The following is a 24,177-nucleotide window of genomic DNA, read 5'->3' as shown; positions in this document are numbered from 1 at the left end:
TCGATTGTAAAGAGGAAGCGGTAACAAAATGTTATTACATTAAACCGACACGTATAATAGATTAAAATCGGCTACATTTGCGGTAACAACAATACGTTTATAATGAAGATAGGAATTGTTTGCTACCCCACTTTTGGCGGTAGTGGAGTAGTTGCAACAGAACTCGGTAAAGCGCTTGCTAACGAAGGACACCAGGTTCACTTTATCACTTATAGTCAGCCTGCCAGGCTGGATTTCTTTTCCGAAAACCTTTTTTACCACGAAGTTTCGGTAAGAAATTACCCGCTTTTTGATTACGCCCCTTACGAATCAGCGTTAGCCAGCAAAGTGGTAGATGTGGTTCGTTTTGAGCAACTGGATGTATTGCATGTTCATTATGCCATCCCTCATGCTTCTGCGGCTTTTATGGCGAAACAGATTTTAGCCAGTTACGGCATTCATATCCCGGTGGTAACCACGCTTCATGGTACCGATATTACTTTGGTGGGCAAAGATCCGACCTATAAACCCGTGGTAACTTTTTCGATCAACCAAAGTGATGGTGTAACTACCGTTTCGGAGGATTTAAAAGATGATACCTACCGTCATTTCGAGATTACAAAAGAAATTAAGGTAATCCCTAATTTTATCGATTTCAGCCGTTTTAGTTTACAGGCGAAAGATCACTTCAAAAAAGCAATTGCACCCAATAACGAACGTATTTTAATCCATACCAGTAATTTCCGTAAAGTAAAACGCACGGAAGATGTGATCAGGATTTTCGAAAAGGTACAAGCCGTAATCCCTTCTAAATTGTTAATGGTTGGCGATGGCCCGGAACGGGTTTATAACGAACAGCTTTGCCGGTCGCTTAATATCTGCGAAAATGTAAGATTTTTAGGCAAACAGGATGCCGTAGAAGAAATACTATCGGTTTCAGACCTTTTCCTGATGCCTTCTGAATCAGAAAGCTTCGGTTTGGCTGCTTTAGAGGCCATGGCCTGCAAGGTCCCGATTATTACCACTAATGCCGGCGGATTGCCAGAACTTAATGTGGATGGATTTTGTGGTTACATGAGCAATGTTGGTGATGTTGATGCAATGGCAGCCCATGCGATCGAAATTTTAAAGGATGATGAAACATTGGGCCGTTTTAAAGAAAATGCCTTTACCAGGGCACAGGATTTTGACCTGAAAAAGATTTTGCCTGAGTATATCCGTTATTATAAAGAGGTGATCGAAAACTCATTACAGGCTAAGTATTAGTATTTCTTTGGGTTTCGCTAATTAACTTAAACACAGCTCTTGTAAATCTGTGCGCATCTGTGGTTAATATTAAAAATAAGGCCGGTAGCCCAGGTCAGTTGATCATTTGTGCTGCTAATATTTGTCAAAACAAAACTTTCTCAAAATCAAACGATTATAAATCGTATCTTTGCGGCTCGAAACGGTTTTGGCTGATTGAAAATTCTAAAATAGTTTCGCCAAAATTAAAAAAGAGGTTAGCCCATGAAGAAAATAGTTGACTATAGAAAGCTTTTAAACGTAGATAAAAATGCTGAATTAAAAGAGCTTAAGTCGGTGTACCGTACACTGATGAAAGATTGTCATCCTGATAAATTTCAGCTGGAAGAAGAGAAACTGAATGCAGAAGCAAGAAGTAAAGAAATTATCGAAGCCTACCATTTCTTAGTGAGCATTGCACCTGAAACACGCGAGCAGCATCTAGAAGCCTATATACAAACCACAACTTTGTCGAATATTCTGGATTTCGAATACAAGCAATCCGTTTTAAATATCCAGTTTTTTGATGGAAGTGCTTATGAATATTTTGATGTGCCAAGGGCAATTTACATCAAGTTGGTGAATGCTGATTCGCCGGGGCGTTTCGCCCGCAGGCATATTTTTAATGAATTCCCTTACCGTAATGTAGCAAAGGTAGCGGAACCTGCTTAGCATTGTTAACGATAAACATATATAAAAAGCTTCAGGTCACCTGAAGCTTTTTTGTTGAATATTGGCTATATTCTTATGCTGGATGTTTATCAGCCGTTTTTATTTGTTTTTCAATGGCCTGATCGCAACCTCAGATCCTTAACAAATTCAGGGTGACGATCCAAATGGGACTTTAACTTTAGTAAGCTTTTCTGATCTGTTTCCCTCATGCTGAATTTGTTTCAGCATCCATCATGCCAATTTATCATTGCAACCGAAATTAAGATGCTCTGACCACTTCAGTTCCTTCGGTAATAGCTGGTTGCTGAACTCTAAGTGGATTACCCTTCTTTTTTGATTATTGGTTGTACGGCCCGAGCTGTGCAGCAATAAGGGTTTCATAATCATGATGCCACCTTTCGTTACATTGCAGCTTGTTTCTTTTTCGATATTCCAGTCTATGTTTTCTGGCCGGTAAATGCCTTTGCTGTGCGAACCGGGGATTACTTTCAGCGCTCCGTTTTCTTCGTTTGTATCATCAAGATGAATACGGATGGTAAAATTACTTTCGAGTATATGGAGTGGCGGTTGGACAGCAAATTGATTGTGCTTATTTGTATAAGGGCCAAATCCCAGTATTTCGATTTTATGGTCAACCGAAATGGTTAAATCCTGATGATAGGAAACAAACCAATTCGAGGTTGCGGGTTTGTCGAAGTAGATCGATTTAACAAGGAAATAGTCATTTCCAAAAAACTCTTGTATAATGGCAGTTAGTTGATCATTAAAAATTATGCGCTTTGTATGCGGAACTTCTTTCAAAAACTGGCGTATCGCAAAAAGATCATCTGATTTTCTAAAGGTTTCTTTTGTTGAATCTGTTTTGTTAATAGCCGCCCGGATGTTTTCAATTTCCTGATCTGTAAATACATTATCAATCACCGAAAAACCCAATTCCCGGATTTCTCTTTCCTTTATCGCTAAATCCATAACCTCAATTATTCAACATGGGTTTAAAACGGTTATCCTTGTTTCTTAAATCCAAGCCACCTTCGTAAACAGACTTTAGATTAACCAGGTAGAAACTCCATCCATTGTGGCAGCCCAAGCGGATATTTCTTTTAGAACTTTCGTCTTCAGGGATATTTTTTTGGGTAAGTTCTACCACGATGTATTCAAATTCTTCCCGGAGTTTAATGTCAACCAGGCAATCGCCGGCAAAAGTGAACTGGAGCTGATCTTTATCGTTCGCCTTAGTGATGGTGCCCTTCTCGATATCATCATAAAGGTACCAGGTCCATTTATACCGGTCGCCCCTGAGTACATTTTGAGATTTGCTCAACAGAACATCATTTTCATCAGAGAATGAAGCATCACTTAAAAACCATTTTTCAATTTCGCTGGCCTGTGTCCAGGCATTGTAGATGTCCTCAAGTTTTGCTTTAATGGCAATCCTGATTGTGAATTTTGTCCAATCGAAATTCTCCATGGCCTTATGTTGTGCCTAATTAAAAACTAAACAAACCGGAGCCCCAACGTCAATCCTTTTGCCGCTGTCGGTTAATTTCCCGGTTATCTTATTGCGGTTAAAAATAACCACATTATTGCTGTACTGATGACCGATTAATAAAAACTTACCCGTTGGGTCAATGCTGAAGTTTCTGGGGCCTTTGCCCAATGTGCTTACCGTTTCGATGAATTTGAGTTTCCCGTCAGGTAAAATGGAAAATGCTGAAATGCTGTTTGCATCGCCACGGTTCGTTTCGTATAAGAATTTGCCATCGGCAGAAATATGGATGTCTGCTCCATCAATTCTGCCGGTGAAATTTTCCGGTATGGTACCGATTTCCTGGATTTTCGTTAAGCTGCCATTGGTATAGGCAAAGGCGGTAATGCTACCATTAAATTCGTGCGCTAAATAGGCAAATTTTCCATCCGGACTAAAAGTAATGTGCCTTGGACCGGTGCCGGCATTGGTTTTAAGAACTGATTTTACGGTTAATATTTTTTCTTTTGCCGCCGGGTTGTAGTTATAAATATAAGTTTGATCTTCGCCAAGGTCGTTAACAACTAAATACTTACGATCTGGTGTAAACATGGCCATGTGTACATGTGCGCTTTCCTGCCGGCCTTTAGGATCAATGCTTTTTCCGGTATGTTTGATTACCTGGATGGCTTCGGTTAAAGAACCGTCGGCTTTGCGCGGGAATACGGCCAGACTGCCTCCGCTGTAATTGGCTACGATTACATTTTTGGTATCTACAGTAATAAAACATGGATCGGCACCGTGGCTATCAACCTTATTCAGAAAAGTTAAATTGCCGCTGGCTGCATCATATTTAAATGCGCTAACAGTACTTGTTGCTCCTGTTTCATTAACCGCATAGATGAATTGCTGATCAGGAGAAATGGCTACATAACTTGGATTTGCCGTGTTTTTGGTAATACTTTTTAATGTTGCAGCTGCTGTTAAAGAATTAAAATTATAGGTATAAATCCCTTCACTTTTTCCTGGCGAAGTGTAAGTGCCAATAATAAGGTTGTAATTGCTTTTTTGCGCAAATGTTAATCCGGATAGTATGGTGAGTATAAACAATGAACTGATTTTTTTCATGAAAGGATGATCTTGATTTTAACAAATATGAGAAAATTTTAATGTAAAAGAGATAACTGTCCTTCTGAACGCAGTGAAGAATCTTTTCTTGATTTTTGCAGATGGTTGATGACTAAATTGATCTTTGGTCACTAGAAGTTAGGTGTTTGACTCTCATTGAATAAGGATTCATCACTGCGTTCAGAATGACAACCTCTTCTATGTTCAATAAAAAAGCAGCCAATCGGCTGCTTTCATGTTTTTATTTAATTAAATGCTTAATCTGAACCAGTTCATGTTCTTCAAGATAACGCCATCTGCCACGTGGCAGATCTTTTTTGGTTAAATTGCCGTACACTACACGGTCTAATTTTTCTACATTATATCCCAAATGTTCGAAAATACGACGTACAATCCTGTTTTTTCCACTATGGATCTGGATACCGATTTCTTTTTTTGTTCCACCGGCTACATATGAAATGTTATCGGGTTTGATCAGGCCGTCTTCAAGTTCTAAACCAAAGGCAATTTTATTTAAATCGCCCTGTGATAAAGCCTTGTTTAACTCAACATTATAGATTTTGGTAATTCCGTTTTTAGGATGTGATAATTTATCGGCTAAATCACCATCATTTGTCATCAATAACAGGCCCGTGGTATTACGGTCTAAACGGCCCACCGGATAAATGCGTTCGCGGCTCGCTTTTTCAACCAATTGCATTACCGTGCGGCGTTCCTGTGGATCGTCGGTAGTGGTGATGTAATCTTTTGGTTTATTCAATAAAACGTAAACCTTTTTCTCCCGTTTCAATAATTCACCGTTGTAGCGTACCAGGTCTTTTGCTGGGTCTACTTTATAACCCAGCTCAGTTACAGCTTCACCATTTACGGTAATAATACCTGCAGTAATCAGTTCGTCGGCCTTACGGCGTGAGCAGATCCCCGCATTTGAAATATATCGGTTTAGGCGGATTAAGCCTTTATCTTCATTGGTTTTACGGGCTGGCGCAACAACTGTGCGCTGCGGGCGGTTAAATTCTGTATCCCGCTGTTTCAGCTCCTCGCGTTTTCTGAACGGACGGGTATCGCCATCCTTTTGTTCCCTGGGTTTTACATCTCTAGAACTTCCTGCACTTGGCCTGAAGTCTGATTTTCCCCTTGATTTGTAATCTTTATAACCGCCCTCTCTCGGTTTAAAATCGCGCGAATCTCCATCCTTAGATCTGAAATCGCGTTCTCCTGTTCTTGGTTTGTAATCTCTGCCACTTTCTCTTGCTTTAAAATCCCTGCCACCGCTTTTTGATTTGTAATCTCTCGGTTTAAAACCGCGGTCATCTGCAGAATCTTTTGATTTGAACTCACGATCACCAAATTTGAAACCCTTTGGTTCCGAATCTTTTGATTTGAAATCACGTCCGCCGGATCTTGGTTTGAAATCTTTTTTGTCTCCAAACGATTTTGATCTGAAATCTTTACCGTCTGTGCTCCTGGGTCTGAAGCTTTCTTGTGAATCGGATGATTTTTTGAATTTGTTGTCTTTGTCGCCTGATCTTTTTCTGTCGGTCCCGGCTGAGCTACTTTTGCCTTCCGTTCTCCGACTGCCTGGTTTGGACTTGTCATCCCGACTGTTCCTGTTGTTTTTATTTATCATGATACGCTTTTAACGCATTAAAAATGCGGGCTGCAAATTTATGAAAAAATGCTGAACATAACAATTTTAAAACCGGAAAAATTGGATAAAAAAATAGCCTCTAAAATAGTAAAATATGATCAAAAATCAAAATTTAAAATCTGCGTTTAAAGCACTTTAAAGGCTGTTTTTTACGCTTATTTTTGTAACTATTTGATAGTGTGCTTATTATTTTTTAGCTTTGCCGACGTTTTTATTTAAGTTTCACCAAAAAAAGGAGGAGAATGTTAAAGAAACACATCGTACCATTTTCAGTAGTGGCAACACTATTTATCTTGGCAAAAGTGTTCACTTACCAAATGCCCTTAACGAAAAAAAGTCTTTTTAAGGAAGAAAAATTAAGCTCCACAATAACAAAAACTGATAGCTCAAAAGTTGAAGACGTTGCGAAACCTCTTACTTTAATGGCCCAGTTAAATTTCGCGGACGAAACCCTGCCTTTGGGCGATAAAAGGGTGGAAAGGAAGATGAAGAAAATCTTGGCCGCACACACTTACAAGAACACACAAACCAATCTTTTGCACCAAAAAGCAGCTAAATGGTTCCCGATTATCGAACCGATACTTGCCGCTTACGGTATCCCGAACGATTTTAAGTATTTGGCCTTGGTCGAATCTGGAATGACTGAAGGGACTTCGCCAAAAGGTGCAGCCGGGATCTGGCAATTTATGCCGGGAACAGCCCGTACCTATGGATTAAAAGTGAATGGAAATGTTGATGAGCGTTATAATCTACGCAAATCGACCATTGCAGCCTGCAAATACATTAAGGAAATGTATAAAGGTTTAGAAAGCTGGACATTAGTGGCTGCGGCCTACAATGTTGGCGACGGACGCCTGCGCAAGCAGATCAATAATCAAAATCAGGACAATTACTACAAAATGAAGCTGAACCGCGAAACCGGTGGCTATGTTTACAAGGTAATTTCCATGAAACAGATTATGGAGCATCCGAAACGTTACGGTTACAAAAAACCGAGGGTATTATTGGCCTATAACGGCGGATAATATAATTAAGATAAAGACAAGCATTTGGTAAAGCGTCCCGGTTTAAAACGGGACGCTTTTTTTTGGAAAAGTGATTTCCCAGATTCATTTTTTGCACCACGCTAGCTAACGGTTCCAGTTGGCAATTTTTAGTTTAATGTGCGTGAAATTCTACACCATGCTAACCAATAAACAAATGACCAATGAACAATTTCCAGTTGGCAATGAACAAATGACCAGTGAACAACTGAACTAACAAACCAATTTCCTTTCTTTGTACTATGTTCAAACTGCGGATCAATAAAATCATCAACCAGCCTGGCGATAACATTACCTTTCAATTTGAGGAAGTAGATGGGCCATATCCAAGGTATTTGGCGGGGCAGTTTCTGTCGTTGGTTTTTCAGGGTGGGCACCAAGAGATCAGAAGATCGTATTCGTTTAACAGTTCGCCTGATGTGGACGAACCTTTGGCTATTACCGTAAAGCGCGTAGAGAATGGTGAAATTTCGAGGTTTTTGCATCATAAGACTTCGGTGAACGATATTCTTTTTGCCCAGGAGCCACAAGGGCTGTTCAGCTATCTCCCGGAAGAAAATTTAGAACGCGATCTTTTTCTTTTTGCGGCCGGGGTAGGTATTACGCCTTTGTTCTCCATTATGAAAACGGCTTTGGTGCGTGAGAAAAAATCGTTGATTACATTGATATACAGTAACAGATCGAAAGAAGAAACCCTGTTTTATGATGAGTTGATCGAATGGCAGCTAAAATATCCCGAAAGGCTAAAAATTGTCTGGGTTTTTAGCAATAGCAAAAACCTGATGACGGCCAGGCTGAACAAGTTCTATATTGAAAAATTAATTAAGGAACATTTGCATTTCAATCGAAATGATGCGCTATTTTATAGCTGTGGGCCAATAATTTATATGGATTTATGCCGCATTACCTTATTGGGCATGGGGTTTGATATTAAACAGATCAAAAGAGAAACTTTCGTACTGCCCGAAGATGAGGTTGATGAAGATGATAGCTCTGAAAAAGTAGTCGATAAAAATACCTATTCGGTTGTACTGCATTTTAAAGGCGAAACGTATAACCTCGATATTCCCTGGCCAAAGAGAATTCTGGATGTTGCGCTCGAAAATAAAATCAAACTACCTTATAGTTGTCGTGGAGGAGTGTGCAGTACCTGTGTAGCCAATTGCACGAAAGGTGGCGTGAGGATGGATTATAATGAAGTGCTTACTGATGATGAATTAGAAAGGGGCAGGGTGCTGGTTTGTACCGGTCATCCCACCGAGAATGGGACAACAATAGTGTGGTGATGATGTTGACTATCGGCCGTGGGATGGAATTTCAATTTGTAGTGTTTTTTATCCGGCTCTTTATTTCATTAAATACAAGCTTTTTATAATATTTTCTTAAAGTTTTTTCCAGTTTATCATTGCTTAGATCCTGTGCGATGTGCATCCCCCTGAAATAAATTTTGGTATTTCCGTTTTTAAAGGTACGCATGGTAAATTCAAGGCCCCTGAGTGTATCTTTTTTGATGATCAACCGGTTTAATTTGTAGAAATTAACTTCCTGACTTTTGACGAGGTGCGATTTTTCCAAAGGTTTAATGCTATCAAAAATGATGTTTTGTTCTTTTAATTTTTTAAGAATTTCATCCTGGGAATAATTTATGCTAATGGTACAATTATAACAGGTAAGATCAGCATTGCTTCTGTTATAATAAAAACTGGCTGGAGGTGAAGTGGCAATTAATACCGCGAATGACGGAATAAGTACCGCCAAAGGATTGATCTGCCTTATTTTAATGGCGTTCAGCTCGTTTATGTGTTTGATGATGTAATATGGAATGGGCAGAAAAACAAACACCAGAAAATCCGAATAATCAATTATTCTTGAAGTTCCGATAAAGCTGTACTGATTGTAAAAATCAATTATTCCCTGCGAAAATTCTGATTTCCAGAATAAAAATAAAACAGCGCTGAGTGCCACAGCTGATTTACCGAATTTGGGAAAAATGTAAACTAAAATTAGGGGTAATATGATTATCCCGGCCACATCAGATAATTTTCCGGTTAACCAACTGGTATGCATGAATTTAAGGTAGTGATCGTTAACCAAAAGGGTAAACACACAAACAATAAAAATGTAATTTAAGATGTAATATCTATTCCGGAGCATTGTTCTGGTTCTGATGGGTTTTGGTGAAAGCAGTGGCAAATGTCAAAGCCGGCTTTTAATCCATGCTATTTAAGTTTGCTTATCATTTGATGATGCGTTCGCTATTTTCTCTAAAAATACAAAACCATTACCTGTTTCACAACGTTTAGGCTATTGGAAAAAGCCAAAACTTTATTTCGGAAGATGGCTTTTATATTATGACATTTAATCCTTAATACAGATTGCATTAGACTTTCTTTTTGATAAAATTTTTAGCATTTTTGCGGATTGAAATCCGGTCTTTTTTAAGGCTTGGTTTCATCCACAATTTTTAATAAATATGAGCAATAAATCTATCGACCTCGGCGAGCAAAAGGATGTTGAAGTATACGGTGCGAGGGTGCATAATTTAAAGAATATAGACGTTCGTTTTCCGCGTAACGAAATGGTGGTCATCACGGGGCTGAGCGGAAGCGGTAAATCTTCCCTGGCTTTTGATACCATTTATGCGGAGGGACAGCGCCGTTATATGGAAACCTTCAGCGCCTATAGCCGTCAGTTTATGGGCGGAATGGAACGCCCCGATGTAGATAAAGTTTCGGGTTTAAGTCCGGTTATTGCCATCGAACAGAAAACGACTAGTAAAAACCCGCGTTCTACCGTGGGAACCATTACCGAAATTTACGATTTTATGCGTTTGCTTTATGCGCGTGTTGCTGATGCTTATTCTTACAACACCGGAGAGAAAATGGAACGCATGAGCGAAGATCAGATCCTGCAGAATATTTTTAACAAATTTGATGGGCTTGCCGTAAATATCCTTGCACCGGTTGTTAAAGGCAGGAAGGGACATTACCGGGAACTTTTTGAGCAGATCCGTAAACAGGGTTATGTAAAAGTTCGTGTAGACGGAGAGATTAAGGATATTACGGCTAAAATGCAGGTAGACCGGTATAAAATCCACGATATTGAAGTGGTAATCGATCGCCTGATTATCGACGTAAAAGATAAGAAACGCCTGCTCGACTCCTTGCAAACTGCGATGAAAATGGGTAAGGGGGTTATCAAAATCAGCGATAAGGATAATAATGTGGCACATTTTAGTAAATTTTTGATGTGCCCAACCACGGGTATTTCTTATGATGAGCCTCAGCCCAACAGTTTTTCGTTCAACTCGCCTTATGGTGCCTGCGAACGTTGCGACGGTTTAGGCTATATTTTCGTGGTTGATAAAGAATCGGTGATCCCAAACCCGAAACTGAGTATTTTAAATGGTGGTTTGGCGCCATTGGGGGAGTACCGCGATATCTGGATGTTCCAGGTACTAAAAGCACTGGCCAAGAAATACAGTTTCTCGCTTTCTACACCAATTGAAAAATTAAGCGATGAAGTGATCGACATCATTTTAAATGGTTCGCCAGATCTGATTAAGGTTGAAGTTGAATACAATAAATGGAACGTCCAGAATTATAACATCACTTTCGATGGGATAATTAAAATGCTCGAAGAGCAGAACGAGAAGCGAAGCGAATCGGCATCTGACGATATGGACGAGTTCAGAAAGCTGAAGACCTGTCCGGAATGCCATGGCGCCCGTTTGAAAAAAGAAAGTTTGCATTTTAAAGTCGACGGCAAAAACATTTTCGAACTTTCATCGATGGATATTAATAATCTCCATCAATGGTTTGAAAAAGTTGATGAACGTTTATCCGACCGTCAGAATATTATTGCCAAAGAAATTTTAAAAGAGATTAAAGCGCGGATCGGCTTTCTGACCGATGTGGGTTTAACCTATTTAACTTTAGACCGGACTGCACGCACCCTTTCGGGCGGCGAGGCACAGCGCATCCGTTTGGCTACGCAGATCGGTTCGCAGCTGATGAATGTGATGTACATTCTCGATGAGCCAAGCATCGGCCTGCACCAGCGCGATAATGAACGATTGATCAATGCCCTTAAAAACCTGCGGGATCTTGGAAATACCGTTCTAGTGGTAGAACATGATAAGGATATGATTTTAGAGGCCGATTGGGTAATTGATGTAGGGCCAGGTGCCGGTATTCATGGCGGTACGGTTGTTGCCGAAGGAACAGCTGCACAGATCCTGAAATCGAATACCCTAACCGCTGATTACCTGAACGGTAAAAAAGGCATAAGAATACCAAAAACCAGAAGAAAAGGCAATGGGCATAAACTATCGCTGATTAAAGCTACCGGACATAATTTAAAAGAGGTCTCAGTAGATTTTCCTTTGGGTAAATTTATTGCCGTAACCGGCGTTTCGGGGAGTGGTAAATCGAGCTTAATTACCGAAACTTTATACCCGATCTTAAATCACCATTTCTTCAGGGCCAAAAAAACGCCTTTGCCTTACGAAAAAATCAATGGCTTAAAAGAGATCGATAAGGTAATCGAGATAGATCAGGCGCCGATTGGCAGAACGCCACGTTCCAATCCGTCTACCTATACCGGGGTTTTCTCCGATATCAGGAATTTATTTGTTCAGTTGCCCGAAGCAAAAATCCGTGGTTACAAACCCGGCCGTTTCTCTTTCAACGTAAAGGGTGGCCGCTGCGAAACCTGTCAGGGAGCAGGCTTAAAGGTAATTGAAATGAACTTCTTGCCTGATGTTCAGGTGCCTTGTGAAGAGTGTGGCGGAAGAAGGTACAACAGGGAGACTTTAGAAGTGCGTTTCCGTGGAAAATCAATCAGCGACGTATTGGATATGAGTATTGAAGATGCCTGCACTTTCTTCGAAAATATCCCGATCATTTATAGAAAGATCAAAACCTTAAAAGATGTTGGTTTAGGTTATATCACTTTGGGGCAATCGTCAGTTACTTTATCGGGTGGCGAGGCACAACGTGTAAAACTGGCTACCGAACTTTCCAAAAAAGATACCGGAAAAACCTTTTATATTTTGGATGAACCTACTACCGGGCTTCATTTCGAAGATATTAACGTGCTTTTGGGTGTATTACAAGAGCTGGTTGATAAGGGGAATACCATTTTGGTAATCGAACATAATTTAGATGTGGTTAAGGTTGCCGATTGGGTAATCGATTTAGGGGAAGAAGGTGGCGCTGGCGGCGGACGGATTTTATTCGAAGGTACGCCAGAAGGGCTAATCCAGAACCCGATCAGTTTAACCGGAAAATTTTTGAAAAAGGAAATGGAATATAGTCCGAAGACCGAAGACGGAAATCAGGAGTCTAAAGTCAAAAAAACGAAGAAAAGCAAAGCTGAAACAAAATAGGACTGCTTATGAAAGTATCAAGAGTGGTAAATCTGTCTTGATACTAATGCTAAATACTTGATACCATAAAAAAATGCTTTTCACCGATACCCATACCCATTTATATTACGAGCAGGATGCTGAGAAACAGGCTCAGTTAATGGAGCGTTGTTTTGAAAACAATGTAAACCGCTTGTTTTTGCCCAATGTTGACGTAAAATCAGTCGCAATGATTGATGACCTCGTGGCAAAATATCCTGAAAACTGTTTTGCAATGGCGGGCCTGCACCCCTGCGATGTAAAGGAAGATTACCTGGTGCTGTTGGATGAAATATATAAAAGCATTGCCGGGCGGAAAATTTATGCCATTGGTGAAATCGGGATCGATTTGTACTGGGATAAAACCACTCTGGAAATCCAGCAAGACGCCTTTCGTAAACAGATTGGCTGGGCAAAAGCGTTGGGTTTGCCGATTGTAATCCATTGCAGGGAAGCTTTTGATGAAGTTTTTGAGATGTTGGAAAGTGAAAGAGATGAAAAACTACGGGGCATATTTCATTGTTTCACCGGAAATTTAGCCCAAGCAAAACAGGCTATTGATCTGAATTTTTACCTGGGCATTGGCGGTGTGGTAACCTATAAAAAAGCAGGCCTGGATCTGGTATTGGCAGATGTTCCTTTAACTAAGCTGGTTTTAGAAACAGATTCTCCTTACCTGGCACCTGTTCCTTTCCGTGGTAAACCCAATGAGAGCAGTTACCTGATTTATATCGCACAGAAACTGGCCGGGATTTACGGTCTTTCTATCGAAGAAATAGCTGCAATAACTACGGAGAATTCGAAAAAGATATTTGGAGTTTAGGATGGAGTCCGGAGTCCCTGGTCTGAGGCATTAGTCGGTTTAGCTCGATCGTCATTCCGATAAACTTTGCGTAATGCAGAACTCTGCTGAAGTATCTCCAATAGGATTGTATCAGTGTTGATTTCTTTTATTGTAAAATATCCGCTAAAATTTTATTATATTGTCAAAACATTCACGTTTTTTAGCTTTTTTGTTGCTGATTTAAAAATATCGCCTGATCATTTGTAAATTTTTAGTTTCTTTGCGTTGAGCAACCTTCACTAAACCAAATGACCAAAATACTTATCATCTATACCGGTGGCACCATCGGTATGGTTAACGATCCAACAAACGGGATGTTAGTTCCGTTTAATTTCGAGCAGATACAGGAAAACGTCCCGGAACTGGGCCGATTAGATTACCAGTTAGATGTACACTCTTTTAATCCGGTGTTGGATTCATCAAACATGGATCCTGAAATATGGAAAACATTGGCCGAGCTTATTTACCATAAATACGATCAATACGATGGTTTTGTGATTTTGCATGGATCTGATACCATGGCCTTCACTGCTTCGGCACTGAGTTTTATGCTCGAAAACCTGGATAAACCTGTTGTTTTAACCGGATCGCAGCTGCCTATCGGAGAAATCAGGACCGATGCTAAAGAAAATTTGATTACTGCATTAGAAATTGCCGCAACCAAAGAAGATGGCAAAGCATTATTTCCAGAGGTTTGTATTTATTTTGATGCACAATTATTTAGGGGTAACCGATCTATAAAATACAATAGCGAAAAGTTTGAAGCTTTCCGTTCGCCAAATTACCCGGTACTTGCAGAGGCTGGGGTGCACCTGCAGTTCCACAGAAATTATATCCTGAAAGCTAAAGGAGGTGAATTAAAATTGCATACCAATTTTAATTCGAATATAGGTGTACTTAAATTGTATCCGGGAATTACCCCGCAGGCCGTTCAGGCCATTACCGATTCTAAAGTAGATGCCATCATTTTGGAAACTTTTGGCTCAGGCAACACCACCACCGCACAATGGTTTTTAGATAGCTTGCATCAGGCCATTTTAAATGGAAAAATCATTATCGACATTTCGCAATGTAAAAAAGGCTCGGTACAGCTTGGCCGCTACGAAACCAGTAGAGAACTGTTAAAAATGGGCGTTTTAAGTGGTTATGATTTAACTTTCGAAGCTACCGTAACCAAGCTAATGTTTGTAATGGGCTTGGGTTTATCAGTTGAAGAAAGCTGTAAACTGATGGAAGAATCGCTACGCGGCGAATTGACTAAAGATTAATACGTCAAATCTCGCAGGTTTTTAAAGACTGCGAGGCTTTAAATTTAAAATACTTTTACCGCTTACTTAGAGGCACACTCGGGCGACTGATACGGTCAATATTTTTTGTGGCAGTCTACATTTTGCCGTGGGCTTTTCCTACTATCAGGTTTAATAAGCAAGGGTTCCTCTGTTTATGGTACTGTTGCGGTACCTGAATACGTAAAACTTCTGCAATTATGAGCAGCATCATTTCGGTTATAAGTATTTAGCCCTATTTTTGCTAGTAAGGAGGTATAAGGTAAAGGGTTTAAGGCGTAGGGTACAGTTGTGCTTATGTCTTAATACTCACTTATCATATCTCAATACTCAAATCTAAAGAATGAAAATAGAACAGATATATACAGGCTGCCTGGCAGAAGCTGCTTATTACATTGAAAGTGATGGAGAAGCAGCAATTATTGATCCTTTAAGGGAAGTTGCCACCTATTTAAAGAAAGCAGAAAAGGCGGGCGCTACCATTAAATATATTTTTGAAACGCATTTTCATGCAGATTTTGTTTCCGGACATGTAGACCTGGCAGAGAAATCCGGCGCCGAAATTATCTACGGACCAACTGCTAAAACCAAATTTAAATCGCATATTGCCAAAGATGGCGAGCAGTTTAAAATCGGTAAACTCACCATTACCGCATTGCATACCCCCGGGCATACTTTAGAATCGACCACCTACCTCTTAAGGGATGAAAATGGAAAAGACCATTGCATTTTTAGTGGCGATACCTTATTTATCGGTGATGTTGGCCGACCTGATTTAGCGCAAAAAGGCCATTTAACGATGGACGACCTGGCCGGAATGCTTTACGATTCGTTAAATGAAAAAATTAAACCTTTAGCTGATGATGTAATTGTTTACCCGGCTCATGGTGCAGGTTCGGCCTGTGGTAAAAGTATGAGTAAAGAAACTTTTGATACCTTGGGGCATCAGAAACAGGTTAATTATGCTTTAAGAGCAGAAACAAAGGAACAGTTTATTGCAGAAGTTACCGATGGTATTTTACCTCCGCCACAATATTTTGCTAAAAATGCTGCCATTAATAAAGGTGGGGTAGAAAGCATAGATGAGGTATATGAAAAGGGTTTAAATGCGTTAAGCCCTCAACAATTTGAAGATCTGGCCAACCAAATCGGTGCCATTATGCTCGATACCCGCGATCCGCAGGTTTTTGCAAAAGGTTTTATCCCAAATTCGATCAATATTGGTTTAAACGGACAGTTTGCACCCTGGGTTGGTGCTTTGATTACCGATTTACAACAACCGATCTTACTGATTACCGATCAGGGTAAAGAAGAAGAAACCATTACCCGGTTAACCCGAGTAGGATACGATAATACCATAGGTTATTTAGATGGTGGCTTCGAAAGATGGGCCACAGCGGGTAAAGAAATCGATACCATTGAATCTATATCGGCTGAAGCTTTTGAGCAGGCTGCATCAGGTGGTGAAATTACTGCGCTTGATGTACGTAAACCAGGTGAATATGAAGCAGAACACCTGGAATTTACCCTGAGCCGCCCGTTAGATTTTATTAACGAGTGGATGGGTGAGATTAATCCAAAAGCGACGTATTACATTCATTGTGCCGGCGGTTACCGCTCAATGATAGCGGCTTCCATCTTAAAAGCGCGTGGTGTAGAAAATGTAATAGATATAGCCGGAGGTTATGGTGCAATTAAAAATACCGGTTTAAAGAGAACCGATTTTGCTTGCCCGAGTAAAGCAATGAAAGTATAATAAAAGCAATTGTCACATTGAGCTTGTCGAAATGCAATTAAGATGCTTCGTCGGGCTCAGAATGACAACCTAAGATATAACCATTTTGGCAAATCAAAATCATTACGACGTATTAATTATAGGTGCCGGGCCGATTGGGATGGCCTGTGCAATTGAAGCCCAAAAAGCAAACTTAAGCTATGTTATTATAGAAAAAGGAGCTTTGGTGAACAGCTTGTTCAATTATCCTGTATTTATGACTTTCTTTTCTACTTCTCAAAAGTTGGAAATTGGTGGGGTACCTTTTGTAACCATTAGTCCAAAGCCCAACAGAAATGAAGCAGTTGAGTACTATCGCCGTGTTGCAGAAAAATTTGATTTAAATATCCACCTTTTCGAAAGGGTACAGCAAGTGGTTAAAAATGATCAGGATCTTTTCGGAATTAATACCTCTAAAACGAATTATACCGCTGATCATGTGATCGTTGCGACGGGTTTTTATGATGTTCCCTTATTAATGGGCGTGCCCGGAGAGGATTTACCAAAAGTAACGCACTATTATAAAGACCCGCATTTATATGCCTTCCAGAACGTTGTTGTGGTTGGTGCCAATAATTCCGGTGTCGATGCGGCCCTTGAAACCTATCGTAAAGGTGCAAAGGTAACCATGGTGGTGCGGAGTGGCGATCTTGGCCCTCATGTGAAATATTGGGTACGTCCGGATATTCAAAACAGGATTAAAGAGGGGGAGATTAAGGCATTTTTCAATTCTGAATTGGTTGAAATACGGGATGGTGAAGTTGAGATTAAGACACCCGATGGAATAAAAACGATTCCAAACGATTTTGTAATTGCCATGACGGGTTATCAGCCAGATTTTAGCATGCTCAGGAAATTCGGTATCGACCTGCCCGAAAGCCTTTGTCCGGTATATAATGAGGAAACCATGGAAACCAATGTAAAAGGTTTGTACCTGGCAGGGGTGGTTTGTGGTGGATTAGATACGCACAAACTTTTTATCGAAAACTCCAGGGTACACGCCGAAATGATTGTGAAAGATATTGTAGGTTAGTGTCTTACGGAATGTAGCTGGCAGGATTAGTGATAGGGCTTGGTGAGTAGTACTAAATTCCTGAAATCATTTTCTTTGATTTTCCATATTTGTAGACCGCATGCAACATTAATGCAATTACCAAAATTTGGACGACCAATAGCGCATTTAATGGGGTAAAAACGGTTGGCGCAAATCCTGTTATTGCGTTAACTTCTGTTGGTTTGGCTTTAACTGATAGAGGTGGATAAACTGTCTACCCACTTTTCCACGGATTAAAAAATGTTGCAATCGGACCCGTTCTGAACAATAATACATTAAAGCCAAATCCTAAAATTAAAAAGACACTTAGTGGCAATTTCCGATTAAAAGCATGCCTGTTTTCTTTGATAATATAGAATGTAAATGAAAAAACGATAAAAAAGCAAATAAAAAAATGCTGATTCGCAATAACAAAATAGGTGTCATGTAGATTAATATCGATATCTCTTTCAAAAATAGCCTTTCCAAAAAAGAGAATGCCAATAATGATGGTAAATGCGACGCAGCCTATAAGCCACGCTATTTCAATTAATAAAGGTTTGAGGTTTTTCATTGGTTTTGAGAGAGAGAAAGATCAGATAATATTTAAAACTAATAAAAGTATTGAGAATCCTAATAAATGAGGGACGAATAAGCACCAGTTTTTTGTTCTTATGCTTTTATAGAGATTGAATAAAAGTAATATAAAACTAATTGGGACCAATAGTATTATAGATATAAAATCGAGGTTTGGCGTACAGGCACCCGAGCGGAAATATCTTATGCAGATTAATATACAACAGATTACAAAAATATAGTAAAGGCTAGGGAAAAGTATTTCTTTTTTCAACTTCCGATTATTGCGATGCCCTGGCAAAGCCATCTTTAATGGTTAATCTGGTAATCCATACTAGTGATTTATTTGGATTAAACTCTATTTTATCAATTTTACCACCGCACCGTACAAAAGAATTATTAAAAGAAGCCGGATTAACTGGGGCTTTGAAAATGATATTTTCGAAACATAAAATATGGGCACCCTCTTTATTGGTTGCAGTAATAAAAGCATCTTTCGCTGATTTGGCGTCAGAGAATTTAACTGAATTTAATGACCCTTCTTTTTGTGTGATTGGATGTGAAGAAAATAATATTCTATGCCCTTTGTGTTTGCTCATAGCTTTTTCCAATTGTTCAAAAGTCATTAAACGTTGAGTTACCATACCTGACGCCGACAAAATATTAGCATATAAAACTATTGCCCTGTAATCAGAAGTATCTTTTTCTGATGAAGACAAAAGATCAGATGAAATTCTGTAGGCATTTTTCCAGTCTTCGGTCTGTAGGTAGGGGATTAGCTTTTTAAAATCATTATAACTTACTGTCTGCGCCTGGCTTTTGATAAAACAGAATATGATGCTAAGAAGGGAGAGCCATTTTTTCATTTTGATTTATTTAGAAGTTTCCAAAGATATTTTTAAGGTGTGTTTTATGTATTGATTTATTGCCTTTTCTACACCTGGCAAATCTTTCGAAGTAATATAGGAGCCCATTACATGGTTACCTGCGTTGGGTATGGCTACTTTTCTTTTTAAATTGTCTGGTGTGCCCAGTTCATCGAACATTTTCAGCATGGCATCTACGCGAACAACGGGATCCTGTTCGAGTTCGTTTTTGTAGTAATAAAGCATTAAAACAGGCTGTTTTACTTTTTTGAAAGTCTTTTTTACCATGGTGCTCTCTATAAATTCTTCGAGTTCTACCAGCGATTCGAGGCGGTAATTGGTGTACCAGTATTTTTTATATTCTTCTGTACGGTCGTCTACTTTGCGTTCATCGCCTCCAACAACCCTCCTGGCAATCTGTAACCCCCAGGGGTTGTTCAAAAGCCAGGCATTTTTATCGTTAATGGCCACATTGGGTGATAATAAAATTAAACTGCTGATTTCGGGATAGGTTGCTGCCAGTTTTAAAGCCACAGTACCACCAGTAGAGGTGCCCACTAAAATTACTTTTTTGCCCAGTTTTTTGCCAATGGCATAGGCCTGTTTACTGGTTTCCCAAAGACGGTCGGCCGTAAAATATTGCATGGGTGCCAGGGTATCGATGCCGTGATCAGACAGGCGGGCAAGGTATAAATTGGCATGCAGTGCTTTGGCCAGGTTTAAATGTACCGGGTTACCTTCTGTTTTTGAGGCCGAAAAACCATGCAGGTAAACAACGGCATATTCGGTTTGTTGGTGGAGCGTATCGGCCCACACAATTTCAGCTTCGTTGCCGGGTTTTATCCTGTGCATGGATTCGATGCTGGCTACATAACTATCCAGATCTTCCAGGTCGGGTACTTTGGTCAGCGCCTCACTAAATACCGGTTTTTTGGGTTTTGGCCCCAATAAATAGCCTGCAATAATAAATGCCGAGAGGCCTATAATTGCTTTGTAGCGTTTTTTCATGCCATTAAATAATTGGTTTAAATGTAAAATTTGAATTTAAATAAAGCTAATTTTTAAAAGAATTAATTATCGCTTTGAGGGTCTTTTTTACCTGCACTGCCCCTTAATGTTAAACCTGATAGCGCCAAATAGCCCACAGCCCGAAGCATGAGGGCGAGGACTATAGGCAATAGCAGGAGCAAAGATGGTAAAGAATGCTAGCCCTGCTTTTCAAATCCTTAATAATAAGATGGCAGATTACCTTTTTATGGGAAATTAGTTTAAGTTTGCAATCAAAATTTTTCGACTTAATGCCGGGAATCGAACAGATAAAAACACCTATAGCTGCTGATATTAAAGCGTTTGAAAAAACCTTTAAGGAATCGATGCATAGCGACGCACCGTTGCTGGATAGGATTACCCATTATATTGTAAAGCAAAAGGGCAAACAAATGCGGCCCATGTTCGTATTTTTTGCGGCCAAACTGTGTGGCGGAATTACAGCATCGACCCACCGTGGTGCGGCTTTGGTTGAGCTTTTACATACGGCTACCTTGGTGCACGATGATGTGGTAGATAATGCTTACGAACGCCGTGGCTTTTTCTCTATCAATGCTTTATGGAAAAATAAGATTGCTGTTCTGGTGGGCGATTACCTGTTGGCTAAAGGATTATTGCTTTCGGTAAACAATAATGAACACCGTTTGTTACAGATAGTATCGGAAGCGGTGAAACAGATGAGCGAGGGCGAATTGCTGCAGGTAGAAAAGGTACGGAGAATGGATATTTCGGAAGACCTGTATTTTGAGGTGATCCGGCAGAAAACGGCTTCGTTAATTGCTTCATGTTGTGCTGCAGGGGCGGCTTCGGCAGGTGCTGATGATGCTACAATAGAAAAAATGCGACTGTTTGGCGAAAAAGTAGGGATTGCCTTTCAGATTAAAGATGATACCTTCGATTTTGGAACAGATGATGTAGGTAAACCCTTAGGTATAGATATTAAAGAGAAGAAAGTAACGCTACCTTTGATTTATGCTTTAAACAAGGCAGAAAAAGCCGAACGTAAAAAGATGATCAACCTGGTGAAAAACCACCAGGATGATCCGGTTAAAATTCAGCAGATCATTGATTTTGTAAATGCCCACGAAGGTGTTTATTATGCAAACCAGAAAATGTTGGAGTACCAAAATGAAGCATTTGCTATTCTGCACAGCTTTGATGCGGGCGAGGCACGAACGGGTTTGGAGCAGCTTGTACTCTATACTACAGAACGTAAAAAATAATGGGTAACGAATTACTTTTTAGCTTAGGCTTTTTACTTTTCATTGCATTGATCCTTGCTTTGGATTTAGGCTTGTTTAGCAGGAAAGAACATGTGGTGAGCTTAAAACAGGCAGGGGTAATGAGTTTGGTTATGGTGGCGCTGGCCATCGGTTTTTATTTTATCCTGTTAACAGAGGGGCATCAGCTCCACGGAATCAGGGATTTTGCCCATCTACAGGAAATCGTAACCAAACACCAGCACCATATTAAGCTTATCCCGAATGATTTTGAAGGGAGTTTAGCGGTTTACAGGCAAAACCTTGGATTGGAATTTTTAACGGGCTACGTAATTGAATATGCTCTTTCTGTTGATAATATTTTTGTAATCGTTCTGATTTTCTCTGCCTTTGCTGTGGAAGAGAAGTATTACCACAGGGTATTGTTCTGGGGCATATTGGGCGCCATCTTGATGCGTTTCATCTTCATTTTTGTGGGTGCGGCTTTAATTACCAAATTTGCATGGATACTTTATGTTTTTGGCGTTTTCCTGGTTTTTACGGGCATAAAGATGCTTCTGAGCAAAGCAGAGGACGACAAAATTGATCCGGAAAATCATCCTGTAGTGAAATGGGCTTCTAAAGTATTCGCAATCCATCCGAAATATGAGGGTAAAAACTTTTTCGTTAAAATAAACCATAAAAGAATGGTTACCCCACTATTTTTGGTATTGTTGATTGTAGAATTTACCGATCTGTTATTTGCTGTAGATTCTATTCCCGCTATTTTTGCAGTAACCAAAGATCCTTACATTGTATTTTTCTCTAATATTTTTGCCATCATGGGCTTACGGTCTATGTTCTTTTTGCTGGTAAATATTATTCATAAATTCCATTATCTAAAAACAGGTTTAGCTTTTTTACTGGCTTTTATCGGTATAAAAATGTTAGGACATACCTACCTGGAAAAATGGGGTTTCACTACCGAGCATTCGCTGATCGTGATTTTGAGTATTTTGGTGATCAGTATTGTGGCTTCTTTGGTTTTCCCGAAGAAAAAAGTGCGCCTGGAACCTTAAGGCTGTCATTAAATATTTGCCTTTAAAATTATTTTAATCATCTACGCCGCCTTAGAATCCGTAAGTTTTTGGTCATGCTAAGGTACGACGCATCTGCAGCGATGAAACAGATGTTGGTGCCCTGGCATAATAGCCTATTCAGGGTTAGTGGGATAAGTAATGTTCAGCCAGAAAGCAAAATAAACGTTACAGCTGGCAATCTCTATCAAAAATTTGTACTTTCAGCAGCTAAACTGAACGTAATGAAATACCTTTTCTCTACAGCCCTTCTTTGTACCACTTTGTTGGCCAGCGCACAGGATAAATTTGATGATGTTTTTGCCAAGATCAATGCTGATGTACAACAAAATTCAAAAGCGTATCAAACCCTTAAGTATGAAACTGAAACCATCGGTCACCGTTTAACAGGCTCTGCGAATGGCGCAAAAGCTGAACAGTATGCTTTCGATTTATTAAAATCTTATGGCTGCGCGGTGAGATTTCAACCTTTTGAAGTAGAAAGCTGGGCCAGAAAAACCATCAGTGTAGAAATTGGTAAGGATAAAAACAGTTTAACTAAAATGAAAGCTGTTACGCTTGCACATTCGCCGGTAAAGGCAGATATCACCAGTGAAATTGTAGATGCCGGTAACGGGCTGGAAGCAGATTACCAGGGGAGTCCGGAAAAATTTAAAGGTAAAATTGCCTTGATTTACCTGGGGGTGTTGCCCGGCTCTCCTGCGGGTACCAAATCGTTACACCGCTCGGAGAAAACTGCTATTGCCACCAAATATGGCGCAACCGGTGTGATTATTATTAACACGGTAAAGAACGGCGTGTTACTTACCGGAACTGCTTCGGTAACAGGTAAACTGATCCCGATACCTGCCGTTTGCATCGGTTTGGAAGATGGAATGGCCTTAAAAGAAAAAATTAAATCACAGTCACAGATTGCACATATCGCCATGACGAATTTTTCAGGTTTGATCAAAGCCCGTAATGTGGTGGCTACTTTTAAAGGAACCGAGCTACCCAAAGATAAAATTGTAGTTGGCGGGCATTTGGATAGCTGGGATTTGGCAACCGGCGCCATCGATAATGGAATTGGCTCTTTTGCCGTTATGGATATGGCACGGACATTTAAAAAACTAAATTTAAAAACCAAACGTACAGTAGAGTTTGTATTGTTTATGGGCGAGGAGCAGGGTTTACTGGGCTCTAAAGCTTATGTAGAGCGAACAAAAAAGGACGGGACTTTGGCTCAGGTAAAGTTTATGCTAAACTACGATATGACGAACGATCCCAAGGGGTTTTCTACTTCACGGACTGAAATGAAAGATCTGTTTACGGCCTGGGGAGCGGATATTGTAAAAATTGATACCGGGTTCAAAAACCTGTTTAATGCCGGTGCGGGTTTGCATAGCGATCATCAGCCGTTTATGTTAGAAGGCATTCCTACGGGTGGTGGTTTCGGTGGCAAATTGCCCAATAACTCGGGTCCATTTTACCATTCCGATGGCGATAGCTTTAAATTGGTTGATGAACAGGGACTTAAAAATACGGTGCGTTACAGCACCATGTTAACTTATGCACTGGCCAATACACCAAAAATCCCTGTAGGTGTTCAGGGTGAGGAAGAATTAAGGGCCTTTTTGGAGTCGCAGAATTTAAAAGAGCCGTTAACGATAGCGGGAGAGTGGCGCTGGAAGTAACCTGCGGTTTAATTTCTTGCTTTTCGCTTCATGGTAGATTCCACTAACAGAATGATTACACTGATTTCTATCCAGCTAATTCGAGTATGATAATTTGTCATTTCGACCGTAGTGGAGAAATCTATTTGATTAGTTTTTAAATCGCTAATTCAA

20 protein-coding genes are annotated in these 24,177 nt (G+C 40.0%); 12 read left to right on the top strand and 8 right to left on the bottom strand.

Features of this window, described 5'->3' with window-relative positions; genetic code table 11:
• The first annotated feature begins 102 nt into the window (after nt 1-102).
• Both bshA and GGQ60_RS13370 read left to right on the top strand, forming a co-directional pair.
• Nucleotides 103-1,245: an N-acetyl-alpha-D-glucosaminyl L-malate synthase BshA gene (gene bshA, locus GGQ60_RS13375; RefSeq protein ID WP_183765082.1), complete on the top strand. Its 1,143-nt coding sequence runs from the start codon at nt 103-105 to the stop codon at nt 1,243-1,245.
• A gap of 243 nt (nt 1,246-1,488) precedes the next feature.
• Nucleotides 1,489-1,935 carry a KTSC domain-containing protein gene (locus GGQ60_RS13370; RefSeq protein ID WP_183765079.1) on the top strand — a complete coding sequence of 149 codons (447 nt, stop codon included), beginning with the start codon at nt 1,489-1,491 and terminating at the stop codon, nt 1,933-1,935.
• A gap of 231 nt (nt 1,936-2,166) precedes the next feature.
• Here GGQ60_RS13370 and GGQ60_RS13365 read toward each other — a convergent pair whose 3' ends face one another.
• From GGQ60_RS13365 to GGQ60_RS13350, 4 genes are all read right to left on the bottom strand, one after another.
• The gene (locus tag GGQ60_RS13365; RefSeq protein ID WP_183765076.1) at nt 2,167-2,904 is read right to left on the bottom strand and encodes a phytanoyl-CoA dioxygenase family protein; all 738 of its coding nucleotides are present in this window, start codon (nt 2,902-2,904) and stop codon (nt 2,167-2,169) included.
• 4 nt (nt 2,905-2,908) lie between these two features.
• Nucleotides 2,909-3,403, bottom strand: a complete 495-nt coding sequence (locus GGQ60_RS13360; protein WP_183765074.1) for an SRPBCC family protein — start codon at nt 3,401-3,403, stop codon at nt 2,909-2,911.
• 15 nt (nt 3,404-3,418) lie between these two features.
• Entirely contained in the window at nt 3,419-4,528 is a 1,110-nt protein-coding gene (locus GGQ60_RS13355) for a lactonase family protein (RefSeq protein ID WP_183765071.1), read from the bottom strand.
• Nucleotides 4,529-4,769: 241 nt separating this feature from the next.
• Nucleotides 4,770-6,158: a pseudouridine synthase gene (locus tag GGQ60_RS13350; protein ID WP_183765068.1), complete on the bottom strand. Its 1,389-nt coding sequence runs from the start codon at nt 6,156-6,158 to the stop codon at nt 4,770-4,772.
• Between the two features lie 263 nt (nt 6,159-6,421).
• Here GGQ60_RS13350 and GGQ60_RS13345 point away from each other — a divergent pair, with 263 nt between their 5' ends.
• Together GGQ60_RS13345 and GGQ60_RS13340 are read left to right on the top strand one after the other, a co-directional pair.
• The gene (locus GGQ60_RS13345) at nt 6,422-7,204 is read left to right on the top strand and encodes a lytic transglycosylase domain-containing protein (protein WP_183765064.1); all 783 of its coding nucleotides are present in this window, start codon (nt 6,422-6,424) and stop codon (nt 7,202-7,204) included.
• 260 nt (nt 7,205-7,464) lie between these two features.
• Nucleotides 7,465-8,508, top strand: a complete 1,044-nt coding sequence (locus tag GGQ60_RS13340; RefSeq protein WP_183765061.1) for a ferredoxin--NADP reductase — start codon at nt 7,465-7,467, stop codon at nt 8,506-8,508.
• Nucleotides 8,509-8,539: 31 nt separating this feature from the next.
• On the opposite strand, the gene GGQ60_RS13335 is transcribed toward GGQ60_RS13340, so the two are convergent.
• On the bottom strand, nt 8,540-9,376 hold the full coding sequence (locus tag GGQ60_RS13335; protein WP_183765058.1) for a hypothetical protein: 837 nt from the start codon (nt 9,374-9,376) through the stop codon (nt 8,540-8,542).
• Nucleotides 9,377-9,695: 319 nt separating this feature from the next.
• On the opposite strand from GGQ60_RS13335, the gene uvrA reads away from it, so the two are divergent.
• The 5 genes from uvrA to GGQ60_RS13310 all read left to right on the top strand — a co-directional run bounded on the left by uvrA (nt 9,696) and on the right by GGQ60_RS13310 (nt 17,566).
• The gene (uvrA, locus tag GGQ60_RS13330; protein WP_183765055.1) at nt 9,696-12,611 is read left to right on the top strand and encodes an excinuclease ABC subunit UvrA; all 2,916 of its coding nucleotides are present in this window, start codon (nt 9,696-9,698) and stop codon (nt 12,609-12,611) included.
• A gap of 73 nt (nt 12,612-12,684) precedes the next feature.
• On the top strand, nt 12,685-13,452 hold the full coding sequence (locus GGQ60_RS13325) for a TatD family hydrolase (RefSeq protein ID WP_183765052.1): 768 nt from the start codon (nt 12,685-12,687) through the stop codon (nt 13,450-13,452).
• Between the two features lie 269 nt (nt 13,453-13,721).
• On the top strand, nt 13,722-14,741 hold the full coding sequence (locus tag GGQ60_RS13320; protein WP_183765049.1) for an asparaginase: 1,020 nt from the start codon (nt 13,722-13,724) through the stop codon (nt 14,739-14,741).
• 361 nt (nt 14,742-15,102) lie between these two features.
• Nucleotides 15,103-16,515, top strand: a complete 1,413-nt coding sequence (locus GGQ60_RS13315) for an MBL fold metallo-hydrolase (protein ID WP_183765045.1) — start codon at nt 15,103-15,105, stop codon at nt 16,513-16,515.
• Nucleotides 16,516-16,600: 85 nt separating this feature from the next.
• Complete coding sequence (locus GGQ60_RS13310) at nt 16,601-17,566, top strand: YpdA family putative bacillithiol disulfide reductase (protein ID WP_183765042.1); 966 nt, start codon at nt 16,601-16,603, stop codon at nt 17,564-17,566.
• 235 nt (nt 17,567-17,801) lie between these two features.
• Here the strand turns inward: GGQ60_RS13310 and GGQ60_RS13305 are convergent, their stop codons facing one another.
• The 3 genes from GGQ60_RS13305 to GGQ60_RS13295 all read right to left on the bottom strand — a co-directional run bounded on the left by GGQ60_RS13305 (nt 17,802) and on the right by GGQ60_RS13295 (nt 20,016).
• The gene (locus GGQ60_RS13305) at nt 17,802-18,140 is read right to left on the bottom strand and encodes a hypothetical protein (protein WP_183765038.1); all 339 of its coding nucleotides are present in this window, start codon (nt 18,138-18,140) and stop codon (nt 17,802-17,804) included.
• A 283-nt stretch (nt 18,141-18,423) separates the two neighbouring features.
• A complete protein-coding gene (locus GGQ60_RS13300) occupies nt 18,424-19,008 on the bottom strand; it encodes a hypothetical protein (protein ID WP_183765035.1) in 585 nt (194 codons plus the stop codon).
• A 6-nt stretch (nt 19,009-19,014) separates the two neighbouring features.
• Complete coding sequence (locus tag GGQ60_RS13295) at nt 19,015-20,016, bottom strand: alpha/beta hydrolase (RefSeq protein ID WP_183765032.1); 1,002 nt, start codon at nt 20,014-20,016, stop codon at nt 19,015-19,017.
• Between the two features lie 290 nt (nt 20,017-20,306).
• Between GGQ60_RS13295 and GGQ60_RS13290 the strand changes: the two genes are divergently transcribed.
• From GGQ60_RS13290 to GGQ60_RS13280, 3 genes are all read left to right on the top strand, one after another.
• Nucleotides 20,307-21,278: a polyprenyl synthetase family protein gene (locus GGQ60_RS13290; protein WP_183765030.1), complete on the top strand. Its 972-nt coding sequence runs from the start codon at nt 20,307-20,309 to the stop codon at nt 21,276-21,278.
• A complete protein-coding gene (locus tag GGQ60_RS13285; protein WP_183765027.1) occupies nt 21,278-22,333 on the top strand; it encodes a TerC family protein in 1,056 nt (351 codons plus the stop codon). The genes GGQ60_RS13290 and GGQ60_RS13285 overlap by 1 nt, the downstream gene beginning before the upstream one ends.
• Nucleotides 22,334-22,407: 74 nt before the next feature.
• A complete protein-coding gene (locus GGQ60_RS13280) occupies nt 22,408-24,024 on the top strand; it encodes a M28 family peptidase (protein ID WP_229685112.1) in 1,617 nt (538 codons plus the stop codon).
• Nucleotides 24,025-24,177: the final 153 nt, after the last annotated feature.

Origin of the sequence: Pedobacter zeae (assembly GCF_014196715.1) — a bacterium.
In the GTDB taxonomy this organism is placed as follows: Bacteria; Bacteroidota; Bacteroidia; order Sphingobacteriales; family Sphingobacteriaceae; genus Pedobacter; species Pedobacter zeae.
Note: the sequence above shows the minus strand (reverse complement) of the source record. Positions and strands in the feature narration are given on the sequence as shown.